Raw genomic sequence first — 15,802 nt, 5'->3', positions numbered from 1 at the left:
AAACGGGGGGAGTGGACCGGGTTCAGCCGGTCATCACCTCGCCGCCATCGACGGCAATGGACTGGCCGTTGACCGAGGCCGATGCCGGCAGGGCCAGCCAGGCCACGGTCTCGGCCACTTCCTCGGGCTGGACCAGGCGGCCCTGCGGGTTGCGTTCGGCCAGCCTGGCGCGGGCCTCATCCGCCGTCATGCCGGTCTTGTCCACGATGTTGGCCACGGCGCCGCGCACGATGTCGGTCTCGGTATAGCCGGGGCAGACCGCGTTCACCGTCACGCCCTTGCCCGCCGTCTCCAGCGCCAGCGAGCGCGTGAGGCCGATCACGCCATGCTTGGCCGCGCAATAGGCGCTGACATAGGCATAGCCGATCAGCCCTGCCGTGCTGGCCACATTGATGATGCGGCCCCAGCGCGCAGCCAGCATGCCCGGCAGCGCGGCCTGCATGCAGTGGAAGGTGCCCGTGAGGTTGACGGCCAGCATCGCCTGCCACAGTGCGGCGTCGGTGCGCTCGAACTTCTGGCTGCTGGCCTGGCCCGCGTTGTTGACCAGCACCTGCACGGGGCCGAAGGCCGCCTCGGCCTGCGCGAAGGCCTGGCGCACCGAGGCCTCGTCGGCAATATCCGCCTGCACGGACTGCACCATCTGTGCTGCCGGTGCCGTGCCGCCCAGCTCGCGCACGGCAGCCTCCAGCGCTGCACCATCGCGTCCCAGCAGCGTGACCCGCGCGCCGCGCGCCAGCAGCGCCCGCGCGCAGGCCAGGCCTATGCCGCGCGCCCCGCCCGTCACCAGGGCATGCCGTCCTTCCAGGGGTCGTGAATTTGGGGTCATTTGAGATCCAACTGCGCCATGGCGGCGGCGCGTTCGAAGTTGGTTTCCAACTGGCGCTTGCCGGGCTGGTACTGGTTCGGCCAGTCCACATCGTGGGCGCCCAGGCGTGCGGCCTCGCGCAGCGTCCAGGCGGCATCGGCCAGGTGCGGACGCGCCAGCGCGCACAGGTCGGCCCGGCCCGAGGCGATGATGGCGTTGGCATGGTCGGCCTCGAAGATGGCGCCCACGGCAATGGTCGGTATACCGGCCTCGTTGCGAACACGGTCGGCAAACGGCGTCTGGTACATGCGGCCGTACACGGGCTTCTGGTCGGGGCTGACCTGGCCCGAGGAGCAGTCGATCATGTCGGCGCCCGCCGCCTTGAAGCGGCGTGCGATCTCCACCGCATCGTCGGGCGTGATGCCGCCCTCCACCCAGTCATGGGCCGAGATGCGCACCGACATGGGCTTGTCCTGCGGCCAGGCTGCACGCACCGCCTCGAACACCTCCAGCGGAAAGCGCAGGCGGTTGTCCAGGCTGCCGCCATATTCGTCATCGCGCCGGTTGGTCAGCGGCGAGATGAAGCTGGACAGCAGATAGCCGTGCGCGCAGTGCAGCTCCAGCCAGTCAAAGCCCGCTGCCGCAGCGCGCCGCGTGGCGGCCACGAAGTCCTCGCGCACGCGGTCCATGTCGGCGCGGGTCATGGCGCGGGGCACTTGCGAGAGTCCCTCCAAGTACGGCAGTGCCGACGCCGACAGCAGCGGCCAGTTGCCCTGCTCCAGCGGATGGTCGATCTGCTGCCAGCCCAGTTGGGTGGAACCCTTGCGGCCCGCATGCCCCAGCTGCATACCAATGTGCGCCCCGCCCTGCGCGTGCACGAAATCGACAATGCGCGCAAAGGCCTGCGCCTGCTCGTCGTTCCACAGCCCGGGGCAGCCGGGCGTGATGCGTGCATCAGGCGAGGTGCAGGTCATCTCCACCATCACCAGGCCCGCGCCGCCCATGGCGCGCGCGCCCAGGTGCACCAGGTGGAAGTCGCCAGGCACGCCGTCGGTGCAGGAATACATGGCCATGGGCGAGACCACGATGCGGTTCTTCAGCCGCAGGCCGCGCGCCTGGTAGGGCGTGAGCATGGGCATGGGCGGGCGGCGGCCTTCGGGCACGGTCTCGCCCGCATGCTCGGCAATCCAGCGCTCGAAGCCCTGCAGCCAGGCGGCATCGCGCAGGCGCAGGTTCTCGTGCGAGATGCGCTGCGAGCGCGTCAGCAGCGAATAGGCGAACTGCTCCGGCTCCAGGCCCGCATAGCGCTCCACGTTCTCGAACCATTCCGTGGAATTGCGCGCCGCGTTCTGGATCTTGAGCACCTCCACGCTGCGCACCTCCTCGTAGTGGCGCAGGCCGGCCTCGATGCCCCCCGCAGACCGCAGGCTGCGCGCCAGCTCGATCGCATCCTCCAGCGCCAGCTTGGTGCCCGAGCCAATCGAGAAATGCGCCGTGTGCGCCGCGTCGCCCATCAGCACCACGGGCACGCTGCGCGGGCCGCGCGGCGTGTCCAGCGCATTCCAGTGCACCCAGGTATTGCAGATCACGCGCGGAAAGCGGATCCAGATGGCCGAGCCGCGCAGGTGCGTGGCATTGCTGACCAGGGCATGGCCGTCCAGCCAGGGGGCGAACAGTTTTTCGCAATAGGCAATGCCCTCTTCCTGGCTCATCTGCTCTATGCCGGCGGCCTGCCAGGTCTCCTCGGGCGTCTCCACGATGAAGGTGGACATGCCGTCTTCATAGCGGTAGGCATGGGCCTGGAACCAGCCGTGCTCGGTCTGCACGAAGGCGAAGGTGAAGGCATCGAACACCTTGGTCGTGCCCAGCCACACGAAGCGGCAGCGGCGCTGGTCGATATCGGGCCGAAAGGTATCGGCATAGCGCGTGCGCACCTGGCTGTTGATGCCGTCCGAGGCGATGACCAGGTCTGCGTCGTACTCGCGCGCCATCGCCTGGTCGTCCTGCACGAAGTTCTCGAACACCAGCTTCACGCCCACGTCCTCGCAGCGCGCCTGCAGGATGTTGAGCAGCTTCTTGCGGCCTATGCCGATGAAGCCATGGCCGCTGCTGCGCAGGCTTCGGCCCTTGAAGTGGATGTCGATATCGTCCCAGTGGTTGAAGGCGTCACCAATGGTGCGGGCCGACACCGGATCGGCCTCGCGCAGGTTGTCCATGGTGGCGTCCGAGAACACCACGCCCCAGCCAAAGGTGTCGTAGGGCCGGTTGCGCTCCACCACCGTGACCTCGTTGGCGGGGTCCTGCAGCTTCATCAGCAGGCCGAAGTACAGGCCGGCGGGACCTCCACCGATACAGACGATCTTCATACCGCAAACCCTTTTCTCGACGGGCGGCAGGCGCCCCAGGTTCAGCAACAGTGCCCAATCACTTTAGGTCTGAATAGTTTAGGTTTGAAATATATGGACAAACCGCCACCACGGACATGGGGAGAACACGGATATGCCACCGGCTCCCGTTACGATGCCCGCTCACCAGGAGACACCCGCTTGGAGAAATACCGCTTCAATGTCTTTGGCCGCATCATCGCCATCGAACGGGCAGACGCCCACTGGCGCTGCTTCAACGTGGGCGCGGACGGCAAGCGTGCCCCTGCCCTGCTGGCCATCCCCGCCGACGTGACCCACGCCGAACTGGCCCAGTACCTGTACGACATCTATCACGAGAGCGCAGCCGCATCGGACCAGGACATCTTCGAGATCACCTGACACCCGGCCCGCAGCGCCCCCCGCATTCCCAACCCCCTCTATCCGCCAAGGAGCCCCTCTTGTCCCAGCCAACCGAAGTCCGCGAACTGAAGCCGGGCCTCACCCCCTTCCCCGCCGCCGCCGACATCTTTGTGGCCGACCAGCCCTGGCTGGCAGAGCACCTGCTGCCGCTGATCTCCATCGACCTGGGCCTGGTGCGGCCCGAACTGGCCGGCACCGTGGTCCACATGCTGTGCCCCGTCGAGCCCTTCGAGGGCTGCATAGGCGATGAGACCGAAGCCCACCACAACGCCTTCACCGCCCCCAACTGGTTTGCGCTGGAACTGACGCCCGACAACCGCTACCGCTTCCTGGGCAACGAAGGCTTCTTCCAGCGCGCGCCGCAGCATGGCGGCCAGTTCACCAAAGACGCCTACGCCTGCGAGCACACCGACGAAATGCTGGCCAGCCACGCCAAGGCCAGCGCCTACTACGCCCAGCATGGCCGACTGGCCAGCTACTCGCGCTACGGCAAGGGCGAGCCCATGGAGCAGGACTACCTGGACAGCCTGGGCGGCGGCATCTGGTACGGCAACTGGACCAGCCACCCGCCCATTCCCCCGGCCTTCCAGCTGGACGAAGCGGAAAACGCCGGCATGGGCGATGAACTGGAAGACGACGGCATCCGCATCACCCGCGACGGCAAGCCCTTCTTCCACGTGGCCAACGTGGCCGGCTACAACTGGTGCGCCACGGGCGCGGACAGCATCCTGCTGTTCTACGAGCCGGAAAGCCGCACGGCGCTGTTCACCTTCGACTGGACCTGAGCCGGCCGAGCAGCGCCGCTCAGACGCGGCCCTGCTCGGGCGTGACGATCAGATGCGCCAGCAGCGGCCGGATGCGATCGTCCTGGTAGTAGCCGCCGTACTCCGTGTAGCGCAGAAAGGCGGCATTGCAATGGTGGCAGCGCCAGAGCGTGCAGCGGTTGTACGGGTGCCAGCCCAGGGCGATGGGAGCATCCGGCGACCACTGGTTCGTGCCCTGTGGGTGGTATTCATCAAGCAATTCCCGTGTCTCCGGCGTGCCCAGCGCACCAACCTGCTGCAGATGCGAAGTCTTGTCCGCACCCGACAAGGACTCCCAGCCCGGCCTCCACAGCACAGCGCAGTCCGTGCATCGCTGCTGCTCGGCCGCCGCCGCTGCGAAGGCTCTCAATTCGGGTTCGGGAAGGGGGGTTGAAGTTGTCATGGAACGGTGCCTTGGTTTTTATGGATTGTCTGGCAGGTTTTGGGGGCGGGCTACCAGTGGAAAACATCTTGTTGTTCCACGAACCTGGCAACGCTACGGTACTCTTTACCATCGACTGGACATCACGATCAGCCATGGTCTTTCCCCGGCTAGTCGTCTGGCATGCCCGTGTCAATCCAGCGGCTCGGGGCAGCCAGCGGCGTTGCTCCCCTCCAGACAATCGAACGCCCTTTCGGCATAGGCCACCACTCTCGTCCATTCGCCAACTTGCATGTAGAAGCTGTTCGGCATGTCCGTGCCGTACGCCTCAAAGACGGCATTGATGGCATCCACCAACTGCCTCATCAGTCCTGCCTCCTGCTCATCGAGAAGAATTTCACCGATCGCCATACGAGCATCACTGCCAAGATCCGTATCGTCAAAAATGAAATGTATGGCCCAATCAAGATGGTCGTATTGAACGTCTGCAGGAAAGTCCTGATTCACCCAGGCTTTCATTTGATATTTCAAATCCTTTAGTTTCCTCAAATATCCGAGCAATTCCATTCTCATTTCAGGATATTTCAAGCGAGGCATCTCAATATCTTCCTGCTCCCTGTCGATGGTGAGTAGCACTAGGCTCGTAGCCAAGTCCAAACCACCGTTGCTTCATCAAACGGGGCAAGACCCAAGTCAGCCATTGCATCACCAGCACGCTTGAATACAAACCTGTGCGGTGCCTCTGCCAGCATTGAAGCCTGGGGATGGCCAGCCGGTAGCCGCCCTTTCCAGATACCTGATTCGGGTGTTCTTGCTCCAGAGCGGCAAGTCAATGATCTGCGTGTAGGCGTTTCAACAGGCACTGAACTGGCTTGCTCAGGTTGCGGAATAGGCGCCGCTTCCCGCCAGTCTCCAGAATGCACCAGGCTGAAAGTACTCAGCCTGTTTTGTGGATCGAAGGTGGCCACTACACCCCATGTCTGCCCTCCCTTTCCTTCGATGGGGAAGCACAGCATGGGGTGCATATGCATCACTTCGTCGGGAGAAGGACTTAACAACTGCATCAAGCTCTCTGGTTCAATGTCTCTAGGCTTGGTGTTTTGAAACCAAGGGCCCTGTCAGGAACTTTCATCCAAAGTAAAACTCTGCAGCGCCCATTTATCTTACCATTCATGAGATTGCCGTTTTCATTGGATTATAAACCAGAGAAAATAGAAAGCAATAATATTTATCAAAAACTATTTAACCGGAAAACCAAAACTACGCCATACTAAATATAAATTGGATTTTCAATCTGAAATAAATATATTCGCCTTAATGGCTATTTTCAGAAAATTAAACCTCAATTATTCTAGAAACAAATAAATCCCATCCATTAGCCAATATTTCTTCGTAACTAGGATCTTCTGAATTCCCATCCAAATCAATAGACATGCGATTTTTTTCGGCAACTTCTTCAATTGAATTCCATGCAGCAAAGCATTCGCTACAATACAAATAAAGTTTTCCCGCATCTGTATTTTTCGAGATAATTAATTTATCTTGCCTGCAATTTGGACATTCAATGGTTTCGAATATTTTCATAATTCAGTCAGGATATGCCGTTATTAATTCATTTGTTCCTGGTCGAACTGATATCCCAATACTGTTTAACGGTGCCCTGCTCCCAAGGAACCAACTATGTCTACAAGTAGAAATCGTGCTTTGTGCAGAAATTCCCTAAGTAATTACCCAGCCTGGCCCCCCAAAGCACAGTCAATTAATTAAAATGAATACCCCACTTGCGTTAATAGCAATAAATACACCGAATTCAGAGATATAGATAATCCGCAACAAACTAATCAATGATCTCCCAACACGAATTCTATTGATAATCAATTTCTGCTAAGCAGATGTAAGATTGTGATTTATATGGAGTTCTCATGGTCATCCTTGCATGTGTAGGCTTACTTGAGAAAATAGCATTTTTTCCGTCAATATCCCTGGAATAGAGAATTATTTCATCTTTATTTAAAAGCATATGAATTTGAACATTTTCCAAATTCCTCGATATTTTCTGCCTACTCTTTTTATCAGGGCTATTTATATAAATCGTTCCACTATTTTTTATTTCTTCCAACAGAACCGATAGCGAATTTTCTTGCCTCCCCTTTGATTCATACTCATTTCTATGTCCGACACCAAATGCATATTTTACAGGAAGAAAATTACCATTCTTTATTAACCCAGGCTCAACCATCCAAGAATAGTTGATTTCATTTTTTTCATTACTTCCATCATTAATAATCCATATTTTTTGATCTTTATCAAAGATTTGAAAACTGGCTACAAATTTCTTTGAATCTACGCCAACCAAACATTCTGGCTCTCGATTTTCAATATCTTTGGCGTACGATGAAGAAAAATTCAAACAAATAGCAAATACATAAAATAAATATTTCATCGTCGAGTGCCTCTTGTTCTAGTCCTGATTTTTTGCATCATTTCCAATATATCGTCCGTATCTGCTGTAGGAGCGGTGCCTGGCCCGGTGGGGTCGCTCTTCAGTCGGGATTTATTGCATTTTTCGCCAACTGGCAAAGGCATTGATTTAGGAGTGGAAGGAATACTATCGTGACTTCTTGTGATAGTCTTTCCGGGTTTTTCATCAAAGGGACGACATGTTCCTCCTTCATTATCCGACTCCCACTCAAGGCATTCAATTGTGTAATCGAATGGACTAAACCTCTTCCATACCTTGTCATTAGGATTTATTTGATCGTATACCTTATCTAATGGATAAGGCCCTTTTTCTGGGATTGGAACAGGGTTAATTGGCTTGCCCTTTCCAAAATTTTTGGGGATTACCCCAGAGAGACCTGTTGGATCAATACCAAGCAGTGGATTTGAGGGATAGGTGAAGAAATTTACCCCACCCATCAACCCGATCGGATCCTGATTGATATAACTCCCCACCACCGGATCGTAATACCGATGCCGGTTGTAATACAGCCCCGTCTCCCTGTCATGGTGCTGCCCCAGCAGCCGGATTGCCTGGTGGATGCCTTGCGGGTTGTACTCCTGCAGCACATTGCCCCAAGGGTCCAGCTTTGCCGCCCAGGTGACTAGCCCCCGTTGGTCGGTCAGCGCCATGGGCGTGCCCAGGTAGTCGCAGTGGTAGTGGTGGATGGCGATGCGGGCTTGTTGTTCTTTTTCCTGTTCCTGAAGCTTTGTCTGCATGTCGTAGCAGTGTTTCAGGTTATGTTCTGGAGATAATAATTAGAGTAGCATAGCCAACTCTTGGCCATTACTTTTTTATATCAATCTAATTATCATTACTCAAAGAATGAATGCATTAATCAATAAGATTATATGAACCCTTTGATTTATTAATCAGAATAGTAAAAAATTACCCCAATAGTTGGTTAGCGCTCTCTGCGCTTGCGCCTTCTCCATGTAGCCATCTGGAAGCAAATTAGCTGTATTTACCAAAAACAATGCAACAAGCTTGGATTGCTCGTGACTCAATTTGTTGAATCCAGAATAATCCTGCCGTCGTCTGCCTGCGTTGTAAGTAGCCTTGGATTCATTCAGCCCCAACTCCAACTTATCCATAAAATAAATATAATATTCCAATGCAAAATGTTTTAGATCATAGAAATATAACAAAAAAGACGGAAGGTAATAAATAAAACCGTCGTCATTCAACATTAAAAACTGCACATATTCTTCATATAAATAATCAAGATCAACTTCGGTCCATTTTTTTCCTCGAAATAGTCTAATACCCTTCTCATAGTCAATAGCATCATCTCCGGAGAATGTATTATCAATAAACAATCCGCAATTCGGCAGATCATCAGAAAATTCTTTCTTTAATGCAATGTTGTATCTTTCCCGCAAAGAAGGCTCAAGCTTACTTTCACGTAATCTTTTTGAAATTATATTATTCAAATTCATTTTTATTCCGCCTGCCCTGTGCATTTGCCTATTATGGAATACAATTGATTTATTTGTGTATTATGCCCTTTATCACCACCATTAAAGCATTTTCTTGCAATGTTTATTCGAGCATCAATACATTTCTTGATCTTATCCGCCTTCCCATAATCAATTTCATTTTTCCCGCACGTAAGTCCTTTTGATTTATCGCATGCATCCTTCTTTTCATCGTCAAGTTTGTCATGATCATCTGGCGTGCAATTCCCTCCGTACCCTTGATACGATGAGCGATCACCTATCTGGGCTGCATTATTGTGTGCAATAGATAATTCACTTGCCGTTTTTGATACAGAAGTCGTATTTGAACTTGGCCTGGATGCCATCCAAATAACCCCCAGAACCGCGACACCAATCGCAGCCCCCACTACTGCACCTATTGGTCCACCAACAGAAGCCCCGACTCCTGCCCCTATAGCGACTGTATTCAACCCTGTGGGATCAATTTTTAATGTCGGAGAAGACTCTGAGTACAAAATTTTATTTACACCACCTGTCAATCCAATCGGATCCTGATTGATATAGCTCCCCACCACCGGATCGTAATACCGATGCCGGTTGTAATACAGCCCCGTTTCCCTGTCATGGTGCTGCCCCGGCAGCCGGATTGCTTGGTGCAGGCCCTGCGGGTTGTACTCCTGCAGCACATTGCCCCAGGGGTCCAGCTTCGCGGCCCAGGCCACCTGGCCGGTCTGGTCCGTCAGGGCCATGGGTGTGCCCAGGTGGTCGCAGTGGTAGTGGTGGATGGCGATGCGGGCGTGCTGTTCTTTTTCCTGGTCCTGCAGTTTGGCCTGCATGCCGCTGAGCAGGCGGGTGGTGCTTTCGGCCTGTTCGCCCAGCATGGCCTGGGCGCTGGGCGGCAGGCCGTGCTCCAGTGTGTGGCGCAGGTGGCGGGCCGCGTCTTGCTGCATGTCGCGCGGCATGGCGTCGAGCATGGTTTGCATCAGGGCCAGGGCCGGCGTGTGGTTGGGGTCGTCCGGGTCGGGCAGGCCTGCGGTGATGGCTTGCACCAGCAGGTGGGGCTCGTCTTGGGGGTCTCCGCTGGCCGTGGTGCTCAGGCGCACCAGGGGGGTGAAGCTGCCCGGTTCGTAGATGGTGTGCTCTATGTGGCGCGTGTCGCTGCCGTGCTGCAGGCGCTCGGTGTGGATGAGGCTGTCGCCGTCCCAGCCGTAGTAGTGGGTGCGGGTGGGCAGTTCCGTGTCTGCGCTTTGCACTTGCTGCTTGAGCCTGCGGCCCAGGGCGTCATAGGTGTAACGGCTGTGGTGGCGCAACTGCTCGGCGTTGCCCTGGATCTGGCTGCTGCGCACGGCGATGAGCTGGTGGGCTCCGTCGTAGTGCAGTTGCTGCTGGCTGTGGTCTGCCTGCATTTGCGCGATGCGGTTGCCGCAGGGGTCGTAGCGCCAGACGCAGTCTTCGGTGAAGCCGATGCGGTTGTCTTCCCAGCGCTGCACGGGGCCTTGCCGCTGGCCTGCAAGGTGGCCCAGGCCCATGAGGTTGAAGTCGGTGTGCCGCCAGTGGGCGTGGACCTGGGCGGCCCAGCTGTCCTGAGGGCTGGCTTGACCCGGTGCGCCCGGTGCGGGCAGGCGGTTGCCGGCAGGGTCGATCTGCCAGCGGGCGGTGGTCTGGGGGTCCTGGCTGTCGGTGGCCGCCCTGAGGCGCCCGGCGCTGTCGTAGCCGTAGCGCAGCAGTTGTGCGGCCTGGCCCGGGGCGCCGGCCTGTTCGATGGCAACGAGCTGGCCCAGGCTGTCGTAGTGGTAGCGGCGGCCAAGGATCTGGCCGATGAGGGGCTGGACGAGGTGATCTCTGCCTTCCGTGCTTTGCAGGCCTGTGGTGCCCAGGGCCGTGAGGCGGCCCATGCTGTCCCATTGGCGTTGCACCTGCAGGGGGTGGTGTGCGTCTGCATCTGCTTCTGCTGCGGGGGTGGGTGGGTGCAGGCTGCGGCGGACTTCGCGGTGCAGGGCGTCGCGTTCGAAGTCGATGAGGCCGGCGCCGTTGAGCTGCAGTCCGTGCACATGGCCTGAGCCGTAGGTGAGCCAGGCAATCTCTCCCAGGCCTTGCAGCTGGCTGTGCTGGCGTGTGCCCAGCGCATCCAGGGTGTGGGCGATGCGGTGTTCGTATTCGATCTGCTCTGCGCCCCCGTTCCCGTCCTTGCCGGGCCGGTACAGCTGTTGCACTTCTGCAGTGATGCGGCCCAGCGCGTCGCGCTCCAGTGCTATGCGGCTTTGCAGTTGGGCGATGAGGCCGTTGTCGTTGTCTGCGGTGCTGTGTTGCCAGACGCTGGCCGCCGTGAGGCGCCCGGCCGCATCCCATTCGTAGCGGTGGGTTTGTGCGGGCGCATGGGCCGTGGCGGGCAGCTGGCGTTCGACCAATCTGCCGCCTTCGTCCCAGCGGTAGTGGCTGCTGCTTTGCTGCGCGGCGTTGCCGTCCGTGGCTTCCATGAGCTGGCCTGCCGCGTCCCAGCGGTAGCGCTGCAGGCGTTGATCAAACCCTTCTTCCTGCACGAGCCGGTCCAGCGCGTCCCAGGCAAAGCGGCTTTGCGCTCCGTTCTCATTGACGAGACGCGTGAGGCGGCCGGCGCTGTCGTATTCGAAGGCCAGGGTGAGGCCGCCATGTGTTCGCTGGACCAGCCTGCCCCAGAGGTCGTAGCGCAGGTGGATGCTGGGGTCGGCGGCCGGTGCAGCAGGGCTTTGTCCCCCCATGAGAGGGGTGAGCGGGGGTTGGGCCGGTTCGATGCGCGTGAGGTGGCCTGCGCTGTCGTAGTGGTAGCGCTCGATCTGGCCGTTGGGCAGTTCGCTGGCCACGATGCGGCCCTGGCCATCGCGCTGGTGGCGTTGGCGCTGGCCCAGGGCGTTGTCCACTTCGATGAGCGCCCCCCAGCGGTCGTAGTGGTAGTGCGTGCTGTGGCCCGAGCAGTCGGTGTAGCTGAGCAGTTGGCCCGCGTCGCTCCAGGCCAGCTGTTTGCTGCCGCCCTGGGCGTCTTCGATGCGCCGGGGGCTGTCGCAGGTGAGCGGCGCTTCCTGGGGGTCGGGGTAGTGGTAGCGCTCGGTGCTGCCATCGGCCTGGGTGATCTGGGTGAGACGGCCCCAGCTGTCGTATTCGTAGCCAATGGTGGCCCCTGCGGTGTCAGTGCTTTGCAGCAGGCGGCCGGTGGCTTCGTCGTGTTCCTGCTGGGTGCTGCGCCCGTCGGGCAGTTGCACGCCGATGAGCCGGCCCTGGCCGTCGCGCCTGAGGTGGACGCTGCGGCCCAGCGGGTCGGTGCGCGAGGCCAGGCGGCCGAAGCTGTCGTAGCTTTGCAGCCAGCGGCTGCCGTCGGCCTTGTGGTGGGCGATGAGGCGCGACAGGCCCGCTGCGCCTTCGAAGTAGTAGGTCTCGATGCGATCCAGGCTGTCGCTGACGCGGGTGGCCGCGCGCGGCTGGCCGTCCGGGCCCGGCGGTTGGCTGAGGTAGTCGAAGCGGTAGGACAGCCCTTCCTGGTTGCTGTGTTCGATGACGCGGGCGCCGGGCTGGGCGCTCTCGTAGCGGTAGCGGTGCCAGGGTCCGCTGGCATGGCGGTGGGCGCTGATGCGGTGGTGGTCCCATTCGAATTCGCGCACGAGCTGGCCTGCGCGGTCGTGGACGGTGATGAGGTCGCCTGCGCTGCTGTAGCCGTAGCGCACGAGGGCGATGGGGGTGGACAGGGGATGCATCGGGTCCTGCACCAGATCCACGCCTGTGACCCGCCAGCCGTCGTCGGTTCCCCACAAACCCAGCGCATCCCTGCCACCATGGATGCGCTGGTGCAGCAGCCGGTAGCGCCGGCCTGTGCCGTCGCTCAGCGAGACCAGGCGGCCTGCGGGCAGCGGTTCCGGACTGCCGTTGACGTCCGGGGCCGTGGTCTTGCCGTCGCTGTAGTGGTAGAGCTGGCGGCGTCCGAAGTGGTCGATCTGGGCCATGAGGCGCCAGGGGCCATCGACCGACTCACCGGGCGGGGGGCCAAAGCCCCAGAGGGTGTCGCCATCGCCGCTGAAGGCCAGGATGGCCTCGGGATTGCACGCCAGCGCCGCCTCCACATGCGACCAGCGCGGGTTCGCAGCCCAGGGCGCAGTACCTCCGTCCGGCTCCGTGCTGCCGCCGCGCAGCAGCCAGATGTCTTCGCTGGCACTGTGCAGCTGGCCGCCCGGGGCCAGAGGCTGGTCGAAGGTGATGACGCGGCCGCTGGCGTCCAGCAGCAAGGTGGCCTCTTCCTGCAAGCGGATGCTGAGCTCCTGCAGCAGGTGCCAGCCATGGCCCAGCAGGCCGCAGGCAGCGCCGTGCTCGGGGTTGACGTAGCTGCTGTATTGACGCTGCCAGGCCACGGGCAGCGCAGCCGAGGGCAGGGCGAAGTCCAGGTCTTGTGCGCCCAGCAGGACCTTGGCGCCCAGCTGGGGGTTGACGGGGGAGCTGACGGTGATGCCGCCCGGGCAGACGGAGCAGGCCAGGCCCCCCTGGCTGCCGATGAGCACGGTGCGCGAGCCGGTGACGATCTTGCCCTTGACGACGCTGTCGGTGATGCGGGCTGCGGGTTGGCCACTCATGCGAGGCTGCTCCTGGAGAGGTGAGAGAGAACGGGACGGCGGATGCGGAAGATGCGGAAGATGCGGGGAATGCAGGGGCTGCAGGACATGCGGGCCTCAGCAGTTGAGCCGGTCCATGGGCGAGAGGATCTGGATGTCGCCGGGCGTGATGCGGATGGTGCTTTTGCCGCAGGTCAGCAGGATTTCCTGCTGGGCTTCGAGCCGGATCTTGGCGGCATTGAGCTGGATGCTTTGTCCATCCATGGTGAGCTGCGAGGCCTTGCCACCTCCGCCTGCGCCCCCACCGCCGCTGCCACCACCGCCACCGGGCGCCGTGATGTTCATGGCCATGCCGCCACCGGCGCCACCTCCCGCGCCGCCGCCACCTCCGCCTCCCACGGTCAGCGAATACTTCGAGCCCACTTCGGTGCTTTGCTTGCTGCCGACCTTGACCTGGCGCTCCTGCCCCACGGTGAGGCTCTGGTTCATGCCCACATGGGTCTGCATGGCCACGCCGATGTTTTCCATGTAGTTGACGCCGATGTTCATCATCTTCATCCCACCCACGTTCTGCATGTAGGCCATGCCTATGGTCTGGGTCTTGAGCAGGCCGACCGTGACGTGCCAGTTCTGGCCTATCTTGTCGGTCTCGGTCTTGCCGATGGTCTTGCTGCGGTTCTTGCCGATGGAGATGTTCTCGTCGATGCCAACGTCTTCATTGCGGTTGTCGCCGATGCTGATCTTCTCGTCGTGGTCCACCCGCTCCGTGCGGTTGTTGTGCACGGTGATGGTCTCGTCGCGGTCCACGGTCTCGGTGCGGTCGCGGTGGATGACGCTGGTCTCGTCCCGGTCGATGGTCTTGCGCCGGTCGTTGCCCACCCATTTGTCCTCGTCGTTCTCGACCTCGGTGAGCTGGTCCTTTTGCGCATGCAGCCACAGCTGTTCTTGCCCGGCCTTGTCCTCGAAGCGGATGGCGTTGGCGTCGCCCGGGCCGTTCTTCATGCCCGCGCCTGCGGCACCGCCCTTGCTCGACCGGGTCTTGATGCCCGATTGCGTGGCGTTGGCCGGCAGCGCCCAGGGCGGCATGTTGGCCGCGTTGTAGACGCAGCCCGTGACGATGGGATAGTCCGGGTCGCCGTTGAGGAAGTCCACCACCACCTCGTGCCCTATGCGCGGGATGGAGATGGCGCCAAAGCCTGGTCCTGCCCAGTTGGTGGCCACGCGGATCCAGCAGCTGGAGTTCTGGTCCTTGCTGCCCAGCCGGTCCCAGTGGAACTGCACCTTGATGCGGCCGTATTCGTCGGTCCAGATTTCCTCTCCGGCCGGACCCACGACGACGGCGGTCTGAGGGCCCGTGGTGCGCGGCTTGGGCGTGGTGCGCGGCGGCGTGAAGGCCAGGCTAGTGGGCTGGGCCTGCAGTTCGTAGCGCTGGAAGGAGCCGTCTTCGGCGGCGCTGCCCTTGGCGCCCGGGGCCACAGCGCTGACGCGGGGGTTCTCCTTGAGGTGGTAGCTCAGGCCCGTGATCAGGTACTGCCGGTTCTGGTCACCACGCGGGTAGTTGTAGAGGCTGAAGGTGTAGCCCGTGGCCAGCGCCCGGTGGCAGGACTGGCCCCGCACCCGGCTGTGGCCCGTGAGGCCTTGCTTCAGTCGCACGCGGATGTAGGCATCTCCATCGCCGTACTCCGTGTAGCCGCCCGGCCATTCGTAGGTTTCATGGCCGTCGTGCGCATGGCCCGGTGGATCGCGGCGCATGTGGGACAGTTCGGCCCGGGGCTTTTTGAAGTCGTAGTCGTCGATGTAATGGCGGCCCGGCTTGATTTCCTGCTCCAACTGCCAGGCGTGGATGTTTTCCTGGTCGCCTGCGGCGGCTTTTTCCGGGGGATAGAAGGGAATGGATTCGCCGCCGGGCAATGCGCCATGCGAGGCAATGATGTCGTCGCACAGCACCAGGGTGTGCTGGCCCGAGGCATGCTCGAAGAAGTAGTAAATGCCTTCGTGCTCCATCAATCGCGAGACAAATTCGCAATCGCTTTCGTTGTATTGAACGCAGTAGTCCCAGCTGCGATACGCACGCGTGAGTTTCTTTTGCAGGGGATGGCCATAGACGCCCAATACCTGCTCGATGATGTCGGGCACGGTCTGGTTCTGGAAGATGCGAAAGTCGCTCTTGCGCGTGGCCAGCCACAGCCAGGGGCTCAGGCGCGCCTTGTAGGCGTAGTGGCGGTGGTCCTGGCCCTGCATGCCGAAGCGGGTGACGATGCCGTCGATGAAGCGCCTGCCGCCGCCCTGGGTTTCAATTTCTATGGTGGCGTTTTTGCCCAATAGGGCCTTGGGATCGATGCTTTCGTTTTCGCTGAGCATTTCCACATCGAGGCTGAAGAGCTGGCTGATGTTTTCCTGGCCGCGCAATTCACGGAAATGCAGTTCATCGCCCAATGGCGTGTGGATGGTGACTCGGCGTGTCATTGTATGAACCGCCCTGGGGGCGGCCTCCCGTCTCTTGGTGAGCGGGGATC

Annotated in this window: 12 protein-coding genes; 2 read left to right on the top strand and 10 right to left on the bottom strand. The window is 60.0% G+C overall.

The genetic code is table 11. The annotated features are described in order from the left end of the window. Positions 1 to 22: 22 nt before the first annotated feature. Together AAN986_RS10795 and AAN986_RS10790 are read right to left on the bottom strand one after the other, a co-directional pair. Positions 23 to 826 carry an SDR family NAD(P)-dependent oxidoreductase gene (locus AAN986_RS10795; RefSeq protein WP_047219540.1) on the bottom strand — a complete coding sequence of 268 codons (804 nt, stop codon included), beginning with the start codon at positions 824 to 826 and terminating at the stop codon, positions 23 to 25. After that, positions 823 to 3,171, bottom strand: a complete 2,349-nt coding sequence (locus tag AAN986_RS10790; RefSeq protein WP_047219539.1) for a bifunctional salicylyl-CoA 5-hydroxylase/oxidoreductase — start codon at positions 3,169 to 3,171, stop codon at positions 823 to 825. The genes AAN986_RS10795 and AAN986_RS10790 overlap by 4 nt, the downstream gene beginning before the upstream one ends. Positions 3,172 to 3,351: 180 nt before the next feature. Between AAN986_RS10790 and AAN986_RS10785 the strand changes: the two genes are divergently transcribed. Next, positions 3,352 to 3,570, top strand: a complete 219-nt coding sequence (locus AAN986_RS10785; RefSeq protein WP_016450629.1) for a hypothetical protein — start codon at positions 3,352 to 3,354, stop codon at positions 3,568 to 3,570. A gap of 59 nt (positions 3,571 to 3,629) precedes the next feature. Next, positions 3,630 to 4,376 carry a hypothetical protein gene (locus AAN986_RS10780; protein WP_047219538.1) on the top strand — a complete coding sequence of 249 codons (747 nt, stop codon included), beginning with the start codon at positions 3,630 to 3,632 and terminating at the stop codon, positions 4,374 to 4,376. Positions 4,377 to 4,395: 19 nt separating this feature from the next. Here the strand turns inward: AAN986_RS10780 and AAN986_RS10775 are convergent, their stop codons facing one another. The 8 genes from AAN986_RS10775 to tssI form a co-directional block, all read right to left on the bottom strand. Continuing rightward, positions 4,396 to 4,797 carry a hypothetical protein gene (locus AAN986_RS10775; RefSeq protein ID WP_034368079.1) on the bottom strand — a complete coding sequence of 134 codons (402 nt, stop codon included), beginning with the start codon at positions 4,795 to 4,797 and terminating at the stop codon, positions 4,396 to 4,398. Between the two features lie 171 nt (positions 4,798 to 4,968). After that, the gene (locus AAN986_RS10770; protein WP_241150447.1) at positions 4,969 to 5,412 is read right to left on the bottom strand and encodes a hypothetical protein; all 444 of its coding nucleotides are present in this window, start codon (positions 5,410 to 5,412) and stop codon (positions 4,969 to 4,971) included. A gap of 699 nt (positions 5,413 to 6,111) precedes the next feature. Further along, the gene (locus AAN986_RS10765; protein WP_156180066.1) at positions 6,112 to 6,360 is read right to left on the bottom strand and encodes a hypothetical protein; all 249 of its coding nucleotides are present in this window, start codon (positions 6,358 to 6,360) and stop codon (positions 6,112 to 6,114) included. A 280-nt stretch (positions 6,361 to 6,640) separates the two neighbouring features. Continuing rightward, entirely contained in the window at positions 6,641 to 7,219 is a 579-nt protein-coding gene (locus AAN986_RS10760) for a hypothetical protein (RefSeq protein WP_156180064.1), read from the bottom strand. Next, positions 7,216 to 7,995: an RHS repeat-associated core domain-containing protein gene (locus AAN986_RS10755; RefSeq protein ID WP_349335652.1), complete on the bottom strand. Its 780-nt coding sequence runs from the start codon at positions 7,993 to 7,995 to the stop codon at positions 7,216 to 7,218. Before AAN986_RS10755 ends, AAN986_RS10760 begins: the two co-directional genes overlap by 4 nt. A 153-nt stretch (positions 7,996 to 8,148) precedes the next feature. After that, on the bottom strand, positions 8,149 to 8,715 hold the full coding sequence (locus tag AAN986_RS10750; RefSeq protein WP_212645263.1) for a DUF6714 family protein: 567 nt from the start codon (positions 8,713 to 8,715) through the stop codon (positions 8,149 to 8,151). Positions 8,716 to 8,717: 2 nt separating this feature from the next. Beyond that, positions 8,718 to 13,307 (bottom strand): RHS repeat-associated core domain-containing protein, encoded by a 4,590-nt coding sequence (locus AAN986_RS10745; protein WP_349335651.1) that lies wholly within the window; start codon positions 13,305 to 13,307, stop codon positions 8,718 to 8,720. Positions 13,308 to 13,403: 96 nt separating this feature from the next. Further along, a complete protein-coding gene (gene tssI / locus AAN986_RS10740) occupies positions 13,404 to 15,752 on the bottom strand; it encodes a type VI secretion system tip protein TssI/VgrG (RefSeq protein WP_349335650.1) in 2,349 nt (782 codons plus the stop codon). Between the last annotated feature and the right edge of the window lie 50 nt (positions 15,753 to 15,802).

The sequence above is a fragment of the Delftia sp. DS1230 genome, assembly GCF_040112715.1.
Lineage (GTDB): Bacteria > Pseudomonadota > Gammaproteobacteria > Burkholderiales > Burkholderiaceae_C > Comamonas > Comamonas tsuruhatensis.
The sequence above is the reverse complement of the archived record's forward strand: the minus strand, read 5'-3'. Positions and strand labels throughout refer to the sequence as shown.

What these genes read in the sequence shown, in the direction of transcription:
- AAN986_RS10795 (WP_047219540.1), bottom strand. Translation starts at nt 826, where the DNA reads ATGACCCCAAATTCACGACCCCTGGAAGGACGGCATGCCCTGGTGACG.
- AAN986_RS10790 (WP_047219539.1), bottom strand. Translation starts at nt 3,171, where the DNA reads ATGAAGATCGTCTGTATCGGTGGAGGTCCCGCCGGCCTGTACTTCGGC.
- AAN986_RS10775 (WP_034368079.1), bottom strand. Translation starts at nt 4,797, where the DNA reads ATGACAACTTCAACCCCCCTTCCCGAACCCGAATTGAGAGCCTTCGCA.
- AAN986_RS10765 (WP_156180066.1), bottom strand. Translation starts at nt 6,360, where the DNA reads ATGAAAATATTCGAAACCATTGAATGTCCAAATTGCAGGCAAGATAAA.
- AAN986_RS10760 (WP_156180064.1), bottom strand. Translation starts at nt 7,219, where the DNA reads ATGAAATATTTATTTTATGTATTTGCTATTTGTTTGAATTTTTCTTCA.
- AAN986_RS10755 (WP_349335652.1), bottom strand. Translation starts at nt 7,995, where the DNA reads ATGCAGACAAAGCTTCAGGAACAGGAAAAAGAACAACAAGCCCGCATC.
- AAN986_RS10750 (WP_212645263.1), bottom strand. Translation starts at nt 8,715, where the DNA reads ATGAATTTGAATAATATAATTTCAAAAAGATTACGTGAAAGTAAGCTT.
- AAN986_RS10745 (WP_349335651.1), bottom strand. Translation starts at nt 13,307, where the DNA reads ATGAGTGGCCAACCCGCAGCCCGCATCACCGACAGCGTCGTCAAGGGC.
- tssI (WP_349335650.1), bottom strand. Translation starts at nt 15,752, where the DNA reads ATGACACGCCGAGTCACCATCCACACGCCATTGGGCGATGAACTGCAT.